Source organism: Methylobacterium sp. NFXW15, from assembly GCF_049887755.1.
In the GTDB taxonomy this organism is placed as follows: Bacteria; Pseudomonadota; Alphaproteobacteria; order Rhizobiales; family Beijerinckiaceae; genus Methylobacterium.
In genome coordinates this window covers 201,679-220,575 of sequence record NZ_JAGEKG010000002.1, presented here as the reverse complement: position 1 = coordinate 220,575, position 18,897 = coordinate 201,679, and the positions used below count along the sequence as shown (strand labels likewise).

The window sequence follows — 18,897 nt, the reverse complement described above, 5'->3', positions numbered from 1 at the left end:
CTCACACTTCCTTGGCCATGCGGGGGTCGAGGGCATCGCGCAGCCCGTCGCCGACGAGGTTCACCGCGAGCACGGTGAGGGAGAGGGCGATGGCCGGGAACAGGATGATGTAGAACTTCACCTGCCAGAGGGCCCTTCCCTCGGCCATGATGTTCCCCCAGGTCGGCACCGAGGGCGGCACGCCCGCGCCGATGAAGGACAGGATCGCCTCGGTGATCATGGCGGAGGCGCAGATATAGGTCGCCTGCACCGTCATCGGCGCGAGGGTATTGGGCAGGATGTGCCGCCAGATGATCGCGGGCATCCGCGTGCCGGTCGTCACCGCCGCCTCGACATAGGGCTGCTCGCGCAGGGACAGCACCACCCCGCGCACGAGGCGGGCGACGCGCGGGATCTCCGCGATGGTGATGGCGATGATGACGTTCTGCACCGACCCCCGCGTCAGGGCCATCAGAGCGATGGCGAGCAGGATCGGCGGGATCGACATCATGCCGTCAACGACGCGCATGACGATGCCGTCGAGCCAGCGCACCATGCCCGAGACGAGGCCGATGGCGAGCCCGCCGATGGAGGCCAGCACCGCCACCGAGAAGCCGACGAGCAGCGAAACCTGCGCCCCGTAGATCACGCGGCTGTAGATGTCGCGACCGAGCATGTCGGTGCCGAACCAGTATTGCGCCGAGGGCGGACGCGTGCGCTTGGCCGGAGCCAGGGCGGTGGGATCGACGGTCCAGAGCCACGGGGCCAGCAGGGCCGCGAGCAGGATCAGGGTGAGGATGACGCCGCCCGCCACAACGGTCGGATAGCGCCGGATGAAGCGCCAGACCGGCCCGCGCGCCTTGCGCGGGGGAATGACGTCGGGGAGCGGGGCCGCCACCGCCGGAGCGGCGGCGTCCATCTGTGGAACGGTCGTCGCGCTCAATAGCGAATCCTCGGATCAAGTATCGTGTAGAAGAGGTCGATGGCGAGATTGACCAGCACGTAGGTGAAGCTGAACAGCAGCACGACGCCCTGAATGACCGGGTAGTCCCGGCGCAGGATCGCATCCACCGTCAGCCGCCCGAGACCGGGGATGGCGAACACCGTCTCCGTCACCACCGCGCCGCCGATCAGCAGCGCGATGCCGATGCCGATGACCGTGACGATGGGCACCGCCGCGTTCTTCAGGGCATGGACGAACAGGATGTTACGCTGGGCGAGACCCTTGGCGCGGGCGGTGCGCACGTAATCCTGGCTCAGCACGTCGAGCATGGTGGCACGCGTCACCCGCGCGATCAGCGCGATGTAGACGAGGCCGAGGGTCACGGAGGGCAGGATCAGGTTCGACAGCCAGGGCCAGAGTCCCTGGGACAGGGGGGTGTAGCCCTGCACCGGCAGCCAATTGAGCTGCAACGCGAAGATGTAGGCCAGCACGTAGCCCACCACGAAGACGGGCACGGAGAAGCCCGTCACCGCGACGCCCATCACCAACCGGTCGATCAGGCTGCCCGCCTTCCACGCCGCCACGACGCCCAGCGGCACCGCGACGACGATGGCGAAGACGAGCGTGACGAGCATGAGCGACACGGTCGGCTCGACCCGCTGCGAGATCAGGGTCGTCACCGGCAGGTTGGTGAAGATCGAGATGCCGAGATCGCCGTGCAGGATCCGCCACGCCCATTCGCCGAAGCGGACGAGGAAGGGGCGGTCCAGGCCGAGCGAGGCGCGAATGCGCTCGATATCGGCCGGGGTCGCCTGATCGCCCGCGATGATCGCGGCGGGGTCGCCGGGCGAGAGGTAGAGGAGGCTGAAGACGAACAGCCCCACCACCGCCATCACCGGAATCGTGGCGAGGATCCGCCGCGCGATATAGCCGAGCATCGGAGCCTCAGGTCTTGGACACGCCCCAGGCGAAGGGAAGCGGTCCCTTCACGATGCCCGTCACGTTCGAGCGCCACGCCTGATAGCCGAGGAAGAAGCCGGTCGGCGCGAAGACCACGCCGTCCAGGGCGGCGGCATTGGTCTTGTCGATCGCCGCCTTCTCGGTCTTGTCGTCCGACGCGTCGAACCATTCCGCGATCCCGGACTCGACCGCAGGCACGTTCGGCCAGCCGAACCACGCCTTGTCGCCGTTCGCGCGCACCGCCGGATAGCCCGCCGGATTGATGGCGTCCGCCCCTGCGTGCCACGTGTGGAACATGTTCCACCCGCCCTGCGCGACCGGCGCCTTGGAGGCCCGGCGGGTGCCGACCGTGCCCCAATCGGTGGCGACGAAATCGACGTTGAAGCCCATCTGCTTCAGCAGGTCGGCGGTGATGTCGCCCTGGGCCTTGGTGATCGGCTGATCCTGCGCGACGAGGCAGACGACCTTCTCGCCCTTGTAGCCCGCCTCCTTGAGCATCTTCTTGGCGGTCTCGATGTCGCCTTTGCCGACCTTGGCGCCACCCGCCTCGCTGTAGAGCGCGGTGCCGGGGGTGAAGAAGCCGGGCAGCGGCTTCCAGAGAGCATCGTCGTCACCGACGATGGCACGCATGTAATCCTCTTGGTTCATGCCCACGAGGACGGCTTGCCGGATCTTCGGGTTGTCGAAGGGCGGGTGAAGGTGGTTCATCCGGAACGAGCCGACATTGCCCAGCGGGTCGGCGATATCGACCTTGATATCCTTGTTCTTGCGCAGGAGCGGGACGAGGTCGGGGATCGGGTTCTCCCACCAATCGACCTCGCCGTTCTGCAGCGCCGCCGAGGCAGTGGCGGCGTCGGGCATGATCACCCACTCGACCCGGTCGACCAGCATCCGCTTTCCGCCCGCGAGCCAGGAGGCGGGCTCGTCGCGGGGCACGTAATCCTTGAAGGTCTCGAAGGCGGCGCGCGCGCCGGGTACCCATTCGTTTTTCAAAAACTTCATCGGCCCGGAGCCGACATATTCGGTGATCTGCGTGAACGGGTCCGTCTTGGCGATCCGCTCCGGCATGATGAACGCGCCGGGGACGTTGGTCTTGCCCAGGGCGAACAGCAGCTTCGGGAAGGGCTTGCGCAAACGCCAGCGGAAGGTGGTGTCATCGACGGCCGCCAGCTCGTCCTGGATGCCCTTGATCATGCCGCCGATCGGGTCGCGGCCCATCCATCGGTTGAGGCTCGCCACCACGTCCTTGGCGAGGACCGGCTCGCCATCGTGGAATTTCAGGCCGGGGCGGAGCTTGAACGTCCAGGTGAGGCCATCCGCGCTCACCTCTTCGGATCCGACCATCTGCCGCTGCGGCTTCAGGTTGGTATCGACCCCGTAGAGCATGTCCCACACGAGAACGCCCGCATTACGGACCACGTACTGAGTGCCCCACACAGGATCGAAGTTCGCGAGGTTCGCCTGCGGCACGAAGCGAAGGACCTTGGCCCCCTGCGCAAGGGCCGGTGTCGCGAGGCGCGGCACCGCGAGACCGGCGGCGCCCAACGCGGCGGAGCTTTTCAGGAAGGTCCTGCGGTCCATCTTCGTCTCCTGGCCGGACTGTTCAGGCCGTTGTCGTCAAGCAAGGTCAGGCCACATGCCGGGGCGGCCGTCTCAGTGGTTCGGTCGGTCGTTGAAGCCCGCGCGACACCCTTTGAGGGTGAGGCGTGCCCGCAGCGAGGGGGCACGCATCCGCGCGACGGCCGGTGAGATCCCGGCATTGCCGAGCTCGGTTGCGGTCTTGCAAGCACCGGGCCACCGTAGCCGTATTCTCCGTCGTTCGGGCGAAGGCGACGCTAACCTACGAGCTTGGCGCCCGTCGTCCAGGGGATCGGCGAACGAGTGACATTCTTCCCCCAGGAAACAACTCTGGGGAACATCCTTCCAGGGGTTCGCGCAATCCCGGCGGATCGTTCGGGATGATGCATGGCGCCTCACACGTTCCCCAGCCAACATGCGGGTGACGCGAGCCGGGCTCGCGATCTCGCTCCGGGAGCATCGATGAACGAGTTGGGAGGAGACAGCCCGGCGCCAGGGCAAGCGCGTCTCGATGTGGTCGAGGTCAGCCGACGCTTCGGCGGCAACCTCGCCCTCGACCGGGTGTCGCTCACGCTCGCGGCCGGTGAGATCCTGGCGGTTCTGGGCGATTCCGGCTGCGGGAAGAGCACGCTGCTGCGCCTCGTCGCCGGCCTCGATACGCCCGATGGCGGGACGATCCGTATCGACGGGCGCGTGGTGGCCGGGCGAGACGCCTTCGTCCCCCCGGAGGCGCGGGGCATCGGCCTGATGTTCCAAGACTATGCGCTGTTTCCTCACCTCACCGTGCTGGCCAACGTCCGGTTCGGATTGAACCGTCTGCCTAATTCGGAGGCAGAGTCGGTCGCGATGGAGCGCCTCCGCGAGGTCGGGCTGGCCGACCGTGCAGCCAGCTACCCGGCGGACCTCTCGGGCGGCGAAGCGCAGCGGGTCGCCCTGGCGCGCGCCCTGGCCCCGCGCCCGCGCGTGCTTCTTCTCGATGAGCCCTTCTCGAACCTGGATTCCGGCACGCGGGAGCGGGTCCGCGCCGACACCCTCGCCGTCCTTCGGCAGACGGGAATGAGCGCGATCCTCGTGACCCACGATGCCGCGGAGGCGGTGGAGATCGCCGATCGCATCGCGCTGATGCGCGCGGGGCGCCTCGTCCAATCCGGTACGGCCGAGGCGCTTTATCGCGCACCTGCCAGTCCTTTCGCCGCCCGTGCCCTCGGCGACATCATCGAGATCCCCGGCCAAGCCGTCGGCGGACGGATCGAGACGCCGCTCGGCCCCCTCGCCGCCCCCTCGACCATTGCCACGGGCGCGGTGCGGGTCTGCTTGCGTCCGCACGCGATCCGCCTCCTGCCCGAGGGCGAGGGCGTACCCGGCCGCGTCCTGCGGCGGGCCTTCGCGGGATCGCTTGCCCGCCTTGACCTCGCCGTCGCGGGGCTCGACGCGCCCCTGCGGCTGACCGTGCCCCAGGAGTACGACACCGCCGAGCGCGTCGGCCTCACCGTCGCGTCCGACTTCGCTCATGTCTTCGCCACCACGGAGGATGGACGCCGAGACGGAGCCTAAATCGCAAGTATAATTAGAATACTTACAAACAAAGCGCGCTTGATTAAGCTCGCGACGCTGTGTACCGCTCGGTTCCTATAATTGAACCGGGAGTTTTTAGCGTGTCTCGTCTCGGCATGATTGCCCTGCTCGCAGGGCTTGGCTCGGCTGGTGTCGCCCAGGCGGCGGAGGTCAACCTCTACACCACCCGCGAGCCGGGACTGATCAAGCCGCTGATCGAGGCCTACACGGCCAAGAGCAGCGTGAAGGTCAACACGGTCTTCGTGGACAAGGGATTGACCGAGCGCGTCGCGGCCGAGGGCGCTCGCTCCGGCGCGGATGTCGTGATGACCGTCGATATCGGCAATCTGATCGAATTGGTGGATCGCGACCTCGCGCAGCCCGTGCGTTCGCAAGCGCTCGAATCGGCGGTGCCTGCCGCCCTTCGCGATCCTGAGGGGCGCTGGTTCGGCCTCTCCATGCGCGCCCGTGTCCTCTACGCGGACAAGGATCTGAAAGATCTGACGAGCGCGACCTACGAGTCGCTCGCCGATCCGCAATGGAAGGGGAAGGTGTGCATCCGCTCGGGTCAGCACCCCTACAACACGGCTCTGGTTTCGGCCTTCCTCGTCCGGCACGGGGCGGAGAAGACCGAGGCGTGGCTGAAGGGCGTGAAGGCGAATCTCGCACGCAAGGCCGCAGGCGGTGATAGGGACGTAGCCCGCGACATCGCCGCCGACCTGTGCGAGGTCGGGCTCGGGAATTCATACTATGTCGGCCTGATGCGTTCGGGGCGCGGTGGACCGGACCAGCAGAAGTGGGGCGAGGCGATCAAGGTGATCCTGCCGACCTTCGAGGGCGGCGGTACCCACGTGAACGTGTCGGGGGCGATCGTCGCCAAGAACGCGCCGAACCGCGACGAGGCGGTCAAGTTCCTAGAGTATCTCGTTTCCGATGAGGCCCAGGCGCTCTATGCCCGCACCGATTACGAGTATCCCGTGAAGCCCGGCGCGGCGGTCGATCCGCTGCTGTCGTCCTTCGGCTCGCTCACCATCGACTCGACGCCGCTGATCGAGATCGCCCGCAACCGGAAGGCTGCGAGCCTCCTCATCGACAAGGTCGGGTTCGACAACTGACGGAACGTCTCCTTCCGTGATGCCCGCGATTCCCGTCGCCCGGCTGCTTGGCTGGGCGGCGTTCGGTGTCCTCGTCATGGCGCTTCTGGCGCCGGTTCTCTCCCTCGCCGTCGCGGCGTCGGAAGGCACGGGGGAGCTGTGGCCGCATCTCGTCGCCTACGTGCTGCCACAGGCCCTTCGCGACACCGCTCTGCTGCTCGCGGGCGTCGGGCTCATGGTGATCGGGCTCGGGGCCGGGGCGGCGTGGCTCGTCGCGGCCTTCGACTTTCCCGGCCGCCGCTTCGTCGAGGCGGCTCTCCTCCTGCCGCTGGCTGTCCCGACCTATGTGGTCGCCTATGCCTATCTCGACCTGATGCATCCACTCGGGCCAGTGCAGAGCGGCTTGCGCGCCCTGTTCGGTCTGACGAGCCCGCGCGACCTTCCCTTCCCCGATCTGCGGTCACTGCCCGGCTGCATCCTTTTGCTGGGCTTCGTTCTCTATCCTTATGTCTACCTGCCGACGCGGGCGCTGTTCCTGATGCGCGCAGGGTCGCTGCTCGAGGCTGCACGGATGCTCGGCGCCGGGCCCGCCCGCAGCTTTCTGCGTGTCGCGCTGCCCCTGGCCCGCCCGGCGGTCGCGCTCGGCACCGGACTCGCGCTGATGGAAGCGGTCAACGATGTCGGCGCGGCCGAATTCCTCGGGGTTCGCACCCTCACCGTGCAGGTCTATGCGACCTGGGTGAACCGCTCGGACTTGCCCGGCGCGGCGCAGATCGCCCTCGTCATCCTGGGCAGCATCCTGCTCTTCGTCGGGCTGGAACGCCTCGCCCGTGGCGGACGCGGCTATGCGGGAAGCGGCCGCCGCGAGCAGGCCATGGCGCGTCGGCTTCTCACCGGTTGGCGCGGCGGGCTCGCCCTCGGCCTCGGTCTCGTCCCTGTCGTCATCGGCTTCGCGGCCCCGGCGGCTTACCTTTCGGCCTCGGCCCTTCGCCGTGCGCTCAGCGTCGGGCTGCCCGCGAGCCTCGTCGCGGAGGCGGCCAACACCATCCTCTACGCCGGGCTCGCGACCGCACTGGTCGTCGGCGTCGGGCTCCTCATCGCGGCTGCGCCGACCCTCCTGAATCCCCGGGCGGGCAAGGCGCTCATCAGGATGGCGGGGCTCGGCTATGCCATGCCGGGCACCGTGCTCGCGGTCGGCCTGCTCGGGCCCCTCGCCCTGCTCGATGCCACCCTGGCGGATGGGCTGGGCCTCCGCAGCACCGGGCCGGCCCTGGTCGGGCTCGGCACGGGGGCGGCCCTGGTGATCGGCTACGGCCTGCGGTTCCTGACGATCTCCGTTGGTGCGACGGAAGCGGGCCTCGCCCGCATTCCCCGCAGCATTCCGGACGCGGCGCGGATGCTGGGGCGCGGACGGCTCGCGACGCTGATCGGCGTGCAACTCCCCCTCGTCAGGCCCGCGCTGTTGAGTGGCGCCCTTCTGGTCTTCGTGGATATCGCCAAGGAATTGCCGCTGACGCTGCTGCTGCGGCCCCTCAATGTGGAAACCTTGAGCACGCATCTCTACGGCGAAGCCGCACGCGGAACCTACGAGGATGGCGCGGCAGCCGCGCTGTTGATCGTGGCGATCGGTCTGATCCCGGTCGCGACGCTCATCGGGATCGACCGGGCCGGTGCGGACCGGAAGCCCGGAAAGGCCCCCGTCGCGCGACGGGACAGGATGGTGCGCGCCTTGGAGATTTCAGCGGAGCGGGGTGGCCGGAGCGTCGGCTGAAGGACTGACATAGAAATGCGGCCGCACCGGAGTGCGACCGCATTCTGACTGGCTGGCCAGCGCCCCGTATTAACGGAGGAGCTGGAGGATACCCTGCTGAGCCTGGTTGGCGAGCGACAGGGCGGAGATGCCCAGCGACTGACGGGTCGAGAGGGCCTGGGAGTTCGCCGCCTCGGCGTTGAGGTCGGCGTTCGTCAGGTTCGCGGAGCCCGTGTCGAGCACGTTGATCAGGTTCTTGGTGAAGTCCTGACGGTTCTGCACGACCGACAGGGCCGAGCCGAAGGTCGAGGAGCTCGACCGCAGCGAGTTCGACGCCGTGGTCAGGCTGTTCAGGGTTGTGTTGATGTCCTTGTTGAGCAGGAAGTTGCCCTGACCCACCGTGCCGGCGGCAGAGCTGCCGGTGATCGCCTTTAGGCTCAGGCCGTTCGAAGTCGCGTCGGTCGCGGTGACCGTGAGGTTCGAGTTGCCCTTGGCGTTGAAGTTGATCGTCAGGTTGTTGTTGGTGCCCTTACCGCCGATCAGGTTCGTGCCGTTGAAGCTCGCGTCACTAGCCAACTGATCGATCTGGGTCAGCAGGCTGTTGTACTGTGACGCAAGGGAGGAGCGGGCGGACACGCCCGAGACCGTGAGATCCGCGCTCTGCGCCACGGCGGTGGTGGCACCGTAGGCCGTGGTCGAGCCCGAACCGGCGGCGAAGCCGAGGTTCGTCTGGTCGGTGGTGGTGTTGAACTCGACGTCCGAGCTCGCGTTCATCACGATCTTGGTGCCGGTCGAGTCCTTCGAGAAGCTGCCCGCGCCGACCGCCGTGTTGAGGGCCGTGATGGCCTGATCGATCGTGGCGCTGGTCGGGATGGTGGCCGAGGTCGAGGTGCCGTTCACGAACAGGTTGATGGTCGTGGCGGCCGTCGTGTTGGCGCTGAACGCCGTCGAGGCCGTCCCGTTGGTGGTGATCTGGGTCGAGATCGCCTGGTTGGCGACGGACTTGGCCTGATCCACCAGCTTCTGGATGGAGGTGATGCCCTGGTTGGCCGCCTGGATCGCCTGCACGCCGTTGGAGATGCCGTCGAGGAGGCTCGACAGATCGCCCGACCGCTGGTCGAGAGCCTGCGAGGTGAAGAAGGTGACCGGGTTGTCGAGGGCCGAGGAGACCTTCTTGCCGGTGGCAAGGCGGTTCTGGGTGGTGGCCGTCAGAGACGCCGTATCCTGCAGCGACAGCAGGTTCTGACGGGTAGCAGCGGTGAGAGTAACGCCGTTCGACACTTTATCTGATCCTTACTAGATCCTAAACCCGTCGTTTTTGATGGGTGAGTGTTTCTAAACGTGTCTCTACTGCGATGAAATGAATAGATCGGATTTCGCTCAAGCATCCGTCGGCGTAGTTAATCAATCATTGTTACAGCCGAATCCAATGCGGTTATATGCTCGCCTTAATGTCAAATAGTCGCCAGTCCATCACAGGGGGCAAACGGGCCGAAGTCTTAATTCTGGTTGCGGCCGACCCGTCGGAGCGGAGCCGATGTGAGCCGGCCCCGCCGACAGCCTTTCGTTGCAGACGCGTCTCGCCGCGAGGGCTTTCGCTCCCCTCGACACATTGTGACAAGCCGGACGTGTGTCAGGCGGCGGACTACTACCGTCACGTCGCGTGAGGGGACTGACCGTTAGCGTTCGATGCGGTAACACCCGCCCTCCGAAGGGGCCGGAGACTCATGCGCCTAGAGATTGAGCGGAAGTTTTTGGTGGCGCATGACGGCTGGCGGTCTGCGGTCGCGTCGGTGCGGCACCTCAAGGACGGGCTCGTCGGCCATTTCGCACGCGGCAAGGTCCGCGTCCGCCTGGATGGCGAACGTGCCTGGCTCACGGTCAAAGGGGCCCGCGATGGCATCGCTCGCCCGGAATTCGAATATGAGATTCCGTACGACGACGGACGCTCGATGCTGGATCAGGTCTGCACCGGCCGGGTCATCGAGAAGGTACGCCACTGCGTGCCCTACGAGGGGCTGATGTGGGAGGTGGACGTCTTTCAGGGCGCTTTGTCCGGCATGGTGTTCGCCGAGGTGGAGCTCGACGACCCCGCCCAATACTACGTGCGGCCGGACTGGCTCGGGGAAGAGGTGACGGGCGACATCCGGTTTCGCCAATCCACCCTCCTGCACCTTTGCAACGCGGCTGACAGGCGCGTCACGATGGCAGACGTGCTCAACCTGTCCGCAACAGCCTGACCGCGGATCCAGAGCCGCCTTCGACCAAGTCGGCCCAAGTGCCTCCGCCTTTGCGAGCGTCAGCGAAGCAATCCACGGAGGCGCACCGTTCTGAAGCGTCCCGCTGCCCTGGATTACCTCGCTGTGCTCGCAAAGACGGCCGGGAATCCAGAAACGGCTCTAGCTGGCTTTACCATCCAACCGGAGCCCTGCGAAGGTCAGCGTCGCGGTGTAGACGATCGAACCCGTCGCGTTGCGCACCAGAACCGTGAATGCCTGCTGGTCGCCGTCCCGTGGGATTTCCCAGCGCCCGATTTCGGGCAGGGTCGCCATCGCCTGAACGCGAGCGGCTTCGAAATCGGAGCAATCGGTGCCCTCTTCGTCACGCTCGAAGCCATGGTGACGACTGCCGTTGTGCACGTCGAAGAAGTAGCGCGGCAACCTCGCCTCCGTGTCCCGGCTCCCTTGGGGTAACCCGGAACGGTGATCACAGTTCGCCGCGCATGTCAGAGACTTAACCCCTGTCCGCTCTATTCGGCTTTGTGCGGCCGAGCAGGCTTTCGAGGGCAGGGCCGAGATGGATGCTCTCCATCGGCGCGGGACGCGGGCGAGCGTAAGGCTCCCTCACGGCCGCAAGCGAAGCGCGGATGCCCGCCTCCACCGAACAGATGACGGGCACGGACACTTGCGGCTGCAACCGGGAAGCGAGACCAGCTAATGCCGCGCCACCGAGGATCACCGCCTCGGCCCGGTCCTTCTCCACACACTCACGGCAGGCCGAAGCGAGCATGGATAGGGCGCCCTCCGGGTCCTTGGCGATTTCACCGCCGGTGCGCTCCACCGTGCGGATTCCGGCAAGGCCGTCGCCGAGTCCGAACCCGGCGACGATCTCTTCCAGCATCGATTTCCACAGGGCGCCACCCGTCACGATGGCGTAGCGCCCCGCTGTCCGCTGCGCTTCGAGGCACGAGGCTTCGAGCATCCCCACGACCGGGACGGGCGAGACCTCGCGCAGGGCCAGGAGCCCCGGATCACCGAAGCAGGCGATGAAGACCGCATCGCAGCCATCCCCATGCTCGGCGAAGGCATCGAGGGCCGCGTGCCCGGCAATGGCCAGGGCCGCGCGGCTCGCGATGTAGGTCGCGCCGAACCGGGCCGTCACCGGCACGAAGGTCGCCGCGTCGCCCGCCACCGCCGCGACCCGGTCCGCCACGAGGGCCGTGACCGAAGCGCTGGTGTTCGGATTGAGCAGAAGGATGCGCATGGGGTCTCTCTCGGCTCAGGCGGGCTGCGCCGCGAGGCTGGGCCGCCGCCGCATGATGGCGGTATAGATCACGAAGCCCAGGCCGCAGCCGATGAACCACGTGAAGTTCGCCACGCTCTCGAAACCGGGCAACACCACACAGGCGACCGGAATAAGCGCCGAGGGGATGATCGCGGTGACGGCGGCGCGGTTATAGCCGTTCGTGTACCAGTAAGTCCCGGCCGGGCTCATCGTGTAGAGGTCGTCCAGGACGATCTTCTGCTTCCGCACGAGGTAGAAATCGGCGATCAGGATGCCGAAGAGCGGGCCGATGAACGCGCCGAGGACATCGAGCGTGTAGTGGATCACGGCGGGGTTGTTGTACAAATTCCACGGCGTGATGAAGATCGAGCCGACCGCCGCGATCATTCCGCCCATCCGCCAGGAAATCCGCTTCGGGGAGACGTTCGAGAAGTCGAAGGCGGGCGAGACGAAGTTCGCGACGATGTTGATGCCGATTGTCGCCGTCATGAAGGTCAACGCGCCGAGCACCACCGCGAAGGTGCTGTCGATGCGGCTCACCGTTTCCACGGGATCCGTGATGAGGTGACCGAAGACCGGGACCGTCGCCGAGGCCGTGATGACGGTGAGCAGCGAGAAGCCGAGGAAGTTCACCGGCAGGCCCCAGAAATTACCTTTCTTCACCGCCTCGAAGCTCGCCCCGTAGCGCGAGAAATCACCGAAGTTCAGCATCGGACCGGAGAAGTACGAGACCACCAGGGCGATGGCGTTGATCATGACCGGAAGAGCGTCCCAGCCCGTGTACTTCACCGCGCCGAGATTCAGGCCGATCTGATCAATGCCGGCCTTGGCGACGAGATAGACGGCGAGCGCGATCATCACGACGTAGACCGCCGGTCCTGCCCAGTCGATGAAGACGCGGATGGCTTCCATGCCCCGCCAGAAGACCAGCGCCTGTAGCACCCAGAGGGTCATGAAGGCGGACCAACCGAGGGTCGAGAGGCCTGCGAAGCCATGTTGCTTCACGTCGGCATAGGGCATCAACTCGGGGTAGAAACGGAGTGCAACGACGGTGAGCGCCGCAGAAGCGAGGTAGGTCTGGATGCCGTACCAGGCCACCGCGATGAGGCCGCGGATGATGGCCGGGATGTTCGCCCCCTTCACGCCGAACGAGGCGCGGCAAATGACCGGGTAAGGCGTGCCGGTGACTTGGCTCGGCTTGGCGACGAGATTGCAGAAGATCTGCACGATCACGATGCCGATGAGCAGGGCGATCAGGACCTGCCAGCTCACGAGGCCCAGGGAGAACAGGCTACCTGCCGTCACATAACCGCCGACGCTGTGCACGTCGGACATCCAGAAAGCGAAAATGTTGTAGGTGCCCCAGGTCTGCTTGCGCAGCGGGGCGAGGTCCTCGTTGACGAGGTTCGGGTCGTAACTTGGTTTGATGACGACGGTTTCCCGCTCATCCGACACGGCTGCGCTGGCTCCTGCCGCTTCGATGTTTGCGTACATCGCGTTTCTCCCTGTGAGATGAGGGGCCCTGTTGCCGGGCCTTGTCGTCAGCGCGGCGCCGGTACGCGGCGTCCTGCGCAAAAGCTATGCCTGACGGTTCCGTGATTGATCGCCGCCGATGAGCCTGTCGAATTTTTCGCGGAAGGCATTGCTGTCGGCTTCCGCCAAGCCGCTCGCGGCGAAGAGCCCTGCAAGCCCGGCAGCGGTATCCGCTTCCGGACCCAGGCCCTTGGCATGGACCATCTCGGCGAGCGCCCTGCCCTCTCCGGGGACAACCGCACCGAAGACCTGCGCGAAGAGCGCCCGCCCCATTTGGCTTGGGCGATAGCCACCCTCGGGCGGGTGCTCAGCGACCCAGTGGCGAGCGATGTCGAGGCGGGTGGCCACCCAGGCGTCGGGATGTCCCGCCACGTAATCGAGGAAGCGCTCCAGGGCCGCCATACGCCCTGGCCGCCCGACGAGGCGGCAATGAAGCCCCACCGACATCATGCCCGCCCGGCCCTCGCCCCCCTCGCGATAGAGGAGGTCGAAGGAATCCTTGAGGTAGGCGAAGAACTGGTCGCCGCTGTTGAAGCCTTGCGGCGTGGCGAACCGCATGTCGTTGGCATCGAGGGTGTAGGGGACGATGAGCTGCTGTCGCCCGCCGATCGTCACCCAGTAGGGCAGCTCGTCGGCATAGGAATCGGCGAGGTACAGAAAACCGCCCTCGGCCGCGCCGATGGCCAGGGTGTTGGTGGATGTCCGCCCCTGGTAGAGACCCTGCGGTCGCGTTCCCGTCTGGGCCGTCTGCATCGCGACGGCGGCATCGATGTCGGCGCGCTCATCGTCCGGTGTGTGATCGCGATAGTCGATCCACCGCAGACCGTGGGTTGCGATCTCCCAATCGGCCTCGACCATCGCCGCAACCGCCTCAGGGTTGCGCTGCATGGCGGCGGCCACACCGAAGACTGTCACCGGCATGCTGCGTCGGGTGAAGGCGCGCCAGAGACGCCAGAAGCCCGTGCGGGCGCCGTACTCGTAGATCGATTCCATGTTCGCGTGGCGCTGGCCGAGCCACGGCTGAGCGCCGACGATCTCGGACAGAAACGCCTCGGACGCCGCGTCCCCGTGCAGGATGCAGTTCTCGGCGCCTTCCTCGTAGTTCACGACGAACTGGACGGCGACGCGCTTGCCCCGGGGCCAGCGCGGATCGGGCCTGCAGCGCCCGTAACCCACCATATCGCGGGGATATTCTCGATCGAGGTCGAACATGGCGTGATCCCCCCGTTGAGACGATTGATAGACGCCTTCAGGATCCGTCGTCCAATATGTTGTTCGGCTCGATTGATAGGTTTTTCGGTTTGATCAAGCCTCGGATCGGCCCTGGAAACTCCTGGCCATGCCGGTGGCTTCTGCGCGCAACAGCGTGAGAAAGTTATCGACCACCGGTCCCTTCCGCTTGTGGTGCAGGGCATAGACATCCGCCGACAGAAAGGGCGGATCGAAGGGCAGGACGACGACGCCCGGATGGTGCAGGCGGCCGACAAATTCGGGGATGATTGCGAGGCCGAACCCGGCGGCGACGAGGCTGACGAGGGAGGAGGCTTCCCGCACCTGTTGCGAGACATCCGGCGTGAAGCCCTTGGCGACACAGGCCCGAAAGATTTCCTCCGCGAAGCGGGAGCTTTCCAGCCGAAGCGAGATCAACCGCTCATCGCGGAAGACATCGACCGAGACGCTACTGGCGGTGGCACGGGGATGACCGGCGGGAAGCGCGATGCACAGCCGCTCACGCCATGCGATCTCCCGCACGAGATCTGGATCGTCGGGGGGGCTGCGCAGGAAGCTGAGATCGGTGCGATGCGACTTGAGGGCGATGATCTGATCCCCCGGCGACATCTCGTGGATGCGCACGTCCACGCCGCGATATTGCTGTTCGAAGGAGCGGATCAGGGAGCCGAGGGGTCCGACCAGGACCGAACTCGTCATCCCGATGTTGAGGATACCCGCCGTACCGGTCCCAATGGTCCGCGCCCGATCGACGGCATCGGCGGCTTGAACCAGGATCGCGCGGGCACTCCGCAGGAAATCCTCTCCCGCTGCGGTCAAAGTCACGCGTCGGCTCGTCCGCTCGAACAGGTTCACACCGATCTCGAGTTCGAGATCACGGATCTGCTGGCTGAGGGGCGGCTGGGACACGCCCAAACTGTTCGCCGCTGCCGTGAAGCTGAGGTGCTCCGCCACGGCGGCGAAATACCGAAGATGCCGAAGCTCCATGACCCGAGCCATATGAAATTCGAATGGATCTGATCACGGCGAGTGTTTGACGTCTAGAGCCGTCTTGGACAACGTTGGCTCACGTATCTCCGTCTTTGCGAGCGTAAGCGAAGCAATCTAGGGCAGCGGGACGCTTCAGAACAATGCGCCTCCCTGGATTGCTTCGCTAACGCTCGCAATGACGGCTGAAACAATCGACGGGGGCGGCTCAACTCGCTCGATACGGCTCAAGACGAGCGTTCGAACGCGTAGTGACGACGCCTCTCGTGGACTCGGACAGAGGCCATCGCCAAAGGATACGTTGGGCTTTCAGCTTTGTCGGCGCGTCATGCGTCATGCGTCTGGCGCCGCGATCGGGTTGCGCGCACTGCGCGACAACATCTTCTTTCGCCGGAAATGTCGGATCATTGGCCTGAGGCCGCTGAATGGCCGGGGGACGTGCCGCGTCCGGGTGCTGTGAATTCGGAGGCCGCTGAGATGGGCGCTTCCTCCGATCTCAGCCGAACCGACCGAGACGCGCTGGTAACCTGCACGTCTCGCCCTGGCGCACCTGTTCAGCCGATCGAGACGCTCATCAATACGTCGGCCGCGCGCTTCACCTCGGCGGCGATCAGCTCTTCGCTCGGTCCATCGATCGGCAGGTCACCCAGGATCACGGCGACATCTCGCCTCACGTCTTCCCGTATCTCCGGGTTTTCCTCGGACAAGCGTCCGATCAAAGCGCCGAGAACGATCTCCAAGGCCGACATCTTCGCGTGCAGTCGTGTGAAGTCGTCCACCTCGCCAGGGTCGTTCTCGTTCATCAGCTGCTCCATCTTTTCCCGCACTTCCGAGGGTAGTGGGCCGGACGGGGCTGTCGAGCGCGAGCTGCGACGCCTCGTCCGAGCTTGCCCATTTCCGGCTGGCATCTCCGGTACAAGCAGTCCCATCCCCCGGATGAAGATGGCAACGAGGTCGTGACGGCGACTCTTAAGCTCGTCGTGCGAAGTCGCCAGAACGCCTAGCCTTTCGGCTGCGGCGCAGTCTGCCCAAGCCGCTTCAACGCATTATCGAACACAGCTTCAACTCCGCTCGCCCCAGCCTCGCGTGCTGCTCTGTTGGACGTCAACGCCGCTCCCCCGAGCCAATTTTTTGCACCCGGCTGATCGAGCTTGAGGTTAAGCCTTAAGCCGATATTATTCAGGACGTCATTCCCTCTGTTGCGAGGGTTTTTCATGACTGGACGCCGCGAATCTCCGATATGTTTTCGCCGCTTGTTGAACTGATGCTGCGCAGTTGCATTTTAAAATTTACTCAATCGATCGGTGGAGCGCGTCGTAGCGATCCACAACACATGACGAGGTCCGCCATCCTCGCTCGCAGGTATCCGAAACTCCGCAACAGAAAAGTCGAAGCGCTTGAGTCTCGCCTTGAAGCGGCGATCTGGAACGTCAGCCCAAACCCCAAGCACTCCTCCCGGGCGAAGGGCCATGCGGGCTTGTTCCAATCCTCGTCCATCGTAGAGGCGATCGTTTTCGCGACGTACGAACCCCTCGGGGCCATTATCGACATCGAGAAGGATGGCGTCCCAAGCCTGCGGCTCTGATCGGATCAGCTGATTGACGTCGGCCTCGTGGACTTCAACCCTCGGATCGTCGAGGCAACCATCGAAGACGTCTGCCAGAGGCCCGCGAGCCCACGCCAGGACGGAGGGGACCAGCTCGGCGACGACGACCCGTGCTTCCCTGTCGAGGGCCGAGAGCGCCGCGCGGAGGGTGAACCCCATGCCGAGGCCTCCGATCAGGACGCGCGGAGCGGGTGTGCTTGCCAGCCGCTTGCACGCCAGAGTCGCCAGAGCCTCCTCCGACCTGCCCCGCGTATTGTTCATGAGTTCAATCGTGTCGACGACGATCGAGAACTCACGCCCTCTCTGCATCAGACGAAGAGGCGTGCCGCCGCCAGGGATACTGGCGGTGTCGAGCTGGATCCAGGATATCGCCGGCTTCCTTCAAGGGGCGCCCATGCGCCTGAGGGCTGGAGCTTAGAGGGAACCAATCTACCGGTGATAAGCCTGCTTTGCAGAGGAGGCAGATGGGCTAAGCGCCGCAGAGGATGTCCTTGCAGCAACGGAGTCGATATGAGCGCACATGGCCAAGCGCAGCAAATCCACTCCGAAGCTTCAGGGCTTCGTCCTCTTCGACGTCGTTTACGAGGATGGCAGCCGGGCTTCGAACCGGCGGGTGCCTGTCGAACTCCTTGCTGGACTGGATGGTGATGCACCTGCCCGCGACCTCATCGCCGATCAAGACAAAGAGGTAGCCCAAAGATCAGGGCGGCCTGCTCGCGAGATCGCAACGCTGACACGATCGCCGATTTCGAGCACAAAGACGTTTGCCTGAGAGCAAGGCAGAGCGCCGTCGGAGAGCCCTGATGGCGCTCGATGTCCTGCCAAGCGCAACATCCTGACCGATTGAGCTCTCGAATGGCGTTTGAGGGAAGTATGCTCTGGGTCAAGGCGAGACATCGTGTAAGCTCGGCTTATGACCGAACCCAATCAAACCGCTTTCATCGTGAAGGTCGCGCTGCCGGATGAAGCCGCGCCCGAAGGCCGGATCACCTTGTTTTATGCGGTGATTGCCGACACCCCCGATCAGGGGGTCGAGATCGTCAGGCAAGCCGTCAAGGAAGGTGCCGAGGTGACGTTGACCGAGGTGCGACTGTCTCAGGCGACCGCGCAGGCCATCGAACTGCTGCCGGGATACGCGCGAGCACTATAGCGGGTGGGAGTAGTATTCTGCTCGGAAGTTGGCGGAAGATCACGGCATCGAGACTTGCCGTCTTCCCGTCTGTGGCAGAGCGACTGCTCAAGTCGCCCATCCCCTCGGCGAGGCCTGAGGCACCGCTGATCCGAGGTGCTTTGGTTCGGCTTCGAGCAATACAGGACGGTGTCCGTCAGGCCGCCGCAGGCCCTCGACCCACAGCGTCGCCAATGCACCGGCGCAGCGCTTCGCCAACGCGCAAGGCCCAACGCGACAGCGGGGATCGCCATAAACCGAAGGCGTCGTCGCAGAGCGGATCGTTGACCACGGGGCAGCCATCTCTTCCGATCAACACGTTTCCGATGTTCGGATCCAGCGCGCGCGGTGACGCCGCGCGAAGGGTCGCGACGAAGGCTTCATATTGTGGCCACGCGGCACGGAATTCCTCTCGGATGCCATCGAAGCTCGGATGGTCGATCCGGGGTTCGTACCCTGGCCACTCCGCCTTGAACCGGTCCCGCACTCCCTCATCGATCGACACGCTTGGATGGTCGGCGATGACGGCATGAGCGTATGCTAACCACCAAGTGCCGGGCGGCGGGGTAGTGAGTCGTGCGCCTACGGTCATGAGCGCACCGCAGCGGCTGACCGAAAGATCGTAGATGCATGGTGCGTGCGGCCCGTCGGAACCGGCAAAGCCTTTCAGAAGCAGCGCCGCATAATCGCCGAAGCCGTCGGCTTTGCGGGCAAGGCGCACAACGACCTCTGGATGGTGGGGATGAGCGTGCACCGAACCGTGGTAGCCATAACCGATCTCTGCCCAGCCGGTCGCGACGAGAGAGGCATGTGCCTTCTCAGCGGAGCGCTCGACGATACCTAGGGTCGTGAGGGAAGGCCGGGTGAGCGTCGTCCGCATCGTGAATCCCAGCATCGCGCTCACTCCTTCCTGCCGTCTGGTGTTTCGACGCGCAGCACCGTCCCGAGCCACGTAGAGGCGGCTTCGGGCAGACAGGCCGGACGGGCGGGTCCGGCAGATGTCGAGGTGAG

At 65.4% G+C, this 18,897-nt stretch carries 16 protein-coding genes and 2 pseudogenes; 6 read left to right on the top strand and 12 right to left on the bottom strand.

The window, feature by feature from the left end; genetic code table 11:
- Position 1 precedes the first annotated feature (1 nt).
- From J4O73_RS05330 to J4O73_RS05320, 3 genes and pseudogenes are all read right to left on the bottom strand, one after another.
- Positions 2-898 (bottom strand): ABC transporter permease, encoded by an 897-nt coding sequence (locus tag J4O73_RS05330; RefSeq protein ID WP_426215986.1) that lies wholly within the window; start codon positions 896-898, stop codon positions 2-4.
- A gap of 20 nt (positions 899-918) precedes the next feature.
- Positions 919-1,860: an ABC transporter permease gene (locus tag J4O73_RS05325; RefSeq protein ID WP_426215289.1), complete on the bottom strand. Its 942-nt coding sequence runs from the start codon at positions 1,858-1,860 to the stop codon at positions 919-921.
- Between the two features lie 7 nt (positions 1,861-1,867).
- Positions 1,868-3,472: pseudogene (locus J4O73_RS05320) on the bottom strand (ABC transporter substrate-binding protein); the annotation flags it as partial.
- 450 nt (positions 3,473-3,922) lie between these two features.
- Here J4O73_RS05320 and J4O73_RS05315 point away from each other — a divergent pair.
- From J4O73_RS05315 to J4O73_RS05305, 3 genes are all read left to right on the top strand, one after another.
- Positions 3,923-5,014, top strand: a complete 1,092-nt coding sequence (locus J4O73_RS05315; protein WP_426215287.1) for an ABC transporter ATP-binding protein — start codon at positions 3,923-3,925, stop codon at positions 5,012-5,014.
- A 101-nt stretch (positions 5,015-5,115) separates the two neighbouring features.
- Entirely contained in the window at positions 5,116-6,129 is a 1,014-nt protein-coding gene (locus J4O73_RS05310; protein WP_426215285.1) for an extracellular solute-binding protein, read from the top strand.
- 19 nt (positions 6,130-6,148) lie between these two features.
- Positions 6,149-7,879 (top strand): ABC transporter permease, encoded by a 1,731-nt coding sequence (locus J4O73_RS05305; RefSeq protein WP_426215283.1) that lies wholly within the window; start codon positions 6,149-6,151, stop codon positions 7,877-7,879.
- Between the two features lie 69 nt (positions 7,880-7,948).
- On the opposite strand, the gene J4O73_RS05300 is transcribed toward J4O73_RS05305, so the two are convergent.
- Complete coding sequence (locus tag J4O73_RS05300) at positions 7,949-9,139, bottom strand: flagellin (protein ID WP_426215281.1); 1,191 nt, start codon at positions 9,137-9,139, stop codon at positions 7,949-7,951.
- A 446-nt stretch (positions 9,140-9,585) separates the two neighbouring features.
- On the opposite strand from J4O73_RS05300, the gene J4O73_RS05295 reads away from it, so the two are divergent.
- On the top strand, positions 9,586-10,098 hold the full coding sequence (locus J4O73_RS05295) for a CYTH domain-containing protein (protein WP_426215279.1): 513 nt from the start codon (positions 9,586-9,588) through the stop codon (positions 10,096-10,098).
- 159 nt (positions 10,099-10,257) lie between these two features.
- Here the strand turns inward: J4O73_RS05295 and J4O73_RS05290 are convergent, their stop codons facing one another.
- The 7 genes and pseudogenes from J4O73_RS05290 to J4O73_RS05260 all read right to left on the bottom strand — a co-directional run bounded on the left by J4O73_RS05290 (position 10,258) and on the right by J4O73_RS05260 (position 17,027).
- Entirely contained in the window at positions 10,258-10,518 is a 261-nt protein-coding gene (locus J4O73_RS05290; protein WP_426215278.1) for a DUF6894 family protein, read from the bottom strand.
- A 73-nt stretch (positions 10,519-10,591) separates the two neighbouring features.
- Complete coding sequence (locus J4O73_RS05285; protein ID WP_426215276.1) at positions 10,592-11,341, bottom strand: aspartate/glutamate racemase family protein; 750 nt, start codon at positions 11,339-11,341, stop codon at positions 10,592-10,594.
- Between the two features lie 15 nt (positions 11,342-11,356).
- Positions 11,357-12,856 carry an NCS1 family nucleobase:cation symporter-1 gene (locus tag J4O73_RS05280; RefSeq protein ID WP_426215274.1) on the bottom strand — a complete coding sequence of 500 codons (1,500 nt, stop codon included), beginning with the start codon at positions 12,854-12,856 and terminating at the stop codon, positions 11,357-11,359.
- Positions 12,857-13,149: 293 nt separating this feature from the next.
- Positions 13,150-14,107, bottom strand: a pseudogene (puuE, locus tag J4O73_RS05275) (allantoinase PuuE); the annotation flags it as partial.
- A gap of 93 nt (positions 14,108-14,200) precedes the next feature.
- Complete coding sequence (locus J4O73_RS05270) at positions 14,201-15,124, bottom strand: LysR family transcriptional regulator (RefSeq protein ID WP_426215272.1); 924 nt, start codon at positions 15,122-15,124, stop codon at positions 14,201-14,203.
- A 542-nt stretch (positions 15,125-15,666) separates the two neighbouring features.
- Positions 15,667-15,915, bottom strand: coding sequence for a hypothetical protein (locus tag J4O73_RS05265; RefSeq protein WP_426215270.1), 249 nt, complete (start codon positions 15,913-15,915; stop codon positions 15,667-15,669).
- 479 nt (positions 15,916-16,394) lie between these two features.
- Complete coding sequence (locus J4O73_RS05260; protein WP_426215268.1) at positions 16,395-17,027, bottom strand: spermidine synthase; 633 nt, start codon at positions 17,025-17,027, stop codon at positions 16,395-16,397.
- Positions 17,028-17,238: 211 nt separating this feature from the next.
- Between J4O73_RS05260 and J4O73_RS05255 the strand changes: the two genes are divergently transcribed.
- Together J4O73_RS05255 and J4O73_RS05250 are read left to right on the top strand one after the other, a co-directional pair.
- On the top strand, positions 17,239-17,490 hold the full coding sequence (locus J4O73_RS05255) for a hypothetical protein (RefSeq protein WP_426215266.1): 252 nt from the start codon (positions 17,239-17,241) through the stop codon (positions 17,488-17,490).
- 141 nt (positions 17,491-17,631) lie between these two features.
- Complete coding sequence (locus J4O73_RS05250; RefSeq protein ID WP_426215265.1) at positions 17,632-17,868, top strand: hypothetical protein; 237 nt, start codon at positions 17,632-17,634, stop codon at positions 17,866-17,868.
- A 175-nt stretch (positions 17,869-18,043) separates the two neighbouring features.
- On the opposite strand, the gene J4O73_RS05245 is transcribed toward J4O73_RS05250, so the two are convergent.
- Positions 18,044-18,781, bottom strand: a complete 738-nt coding sequence (locus J4O73_RS05245; RefSeq protein ID WP_426215263.1) for a hypothetical protein — start codon at positions 18,779-18,781, stop codon at positions 18,044-18,046.
- Positions 18,782-18,897 lie beyond the last annotated feature (116 nt).

Coding starts and splice junctions, on each gene's coding strand:
- J4O73_RS05325 (WP_426215289.1), bottom strand. CDS start 1,860: ATGCTCGGCTATATCGCGCGGCGGATCCTCGCCACGATTCCGGTGATG.
- J4O73_RS05245 (WP_426215263.1), bottom strand. CDS start 18,781: ATGCTGGGATTCACGATGCGGACGACGCTCACCCGGCCTTCCCTCACG.
- J4O73_RS05315 (WP_426215287.1), top strand. CDS start 3,923: ATGAACGAGTTGGGAGGAGACAGCCCGGCGCCAGGGCAAGCGCGTCTC.
- J4O73_RS05260 (WP_426215268.1), bottom strand. CDS start 17,027: ATGCAGAGAGGGCGTGAGTTCTCGATCGTCGTCGACACGATTGAACTC.
- J4O73_RS05265 (WP_426215270.1), bottom strand. CDS start 15,915: ATGAACGAGAACGACCCTGGCGAGGTGGACGACTTCACACGACTGCAC.
- J4O73_RS05255 (WP_426215266.1), top strand. CDS start 17,239: ATGGCCAAGCGCAGCAAATCCACTCCGAAGCTTCAGGGCTTCGTCCTC.
- J4O73_RS05295 (WP_426215279.1), top strand. CDS start 9,586: ATGCGCCTAGAGATTGAGCGGAAGTTTTTGGTGGCGCATGACGGCTGG.
- J4O73_RS05250 (WP_426215265.1), top strand. CDS start 17,632: ATGACCGAACCCAATCAAACCGCTTTCATCGTGAAGGTCGCGCTGCCG.
- J4O73_RS05305 (WP_426215283.1), top strand. CDS start 6,149: ATGCCCGCGATTCCCGTCGCCCGGCTGCTTGGCTGGGCGGCGTTCGGT.
- J4O73_RS05270 (WP_426215272.1), bottom strand. CDS start 15,124: ATGGCTCGGGTCATGGAGCTTCGGCATCTTCGGTATTTCGCCGCCGTG.
- J4O73_RS05330 (WP_426215986.1), bottom strand. CDS start 898: ATGGACGCCGCCGCTCCGGCGGTGGCGGCCCCGCTCCCCGACGTCATT.
- J4O73_RS05280 (WP_426215274.1), bottom strand. CDS start 12,856: ATGTACGCAAACATCGAAGCGGCAGGAGCCAGCGCAGCCGTGTCGGAT.
- J4O73_RS05285 (WP_426215276.1), bottom strand. CDS start 11,341: ATGCGCATCCTTCTGCTCAATCCGAACACCAGCGCTTCGGTCACGGCC.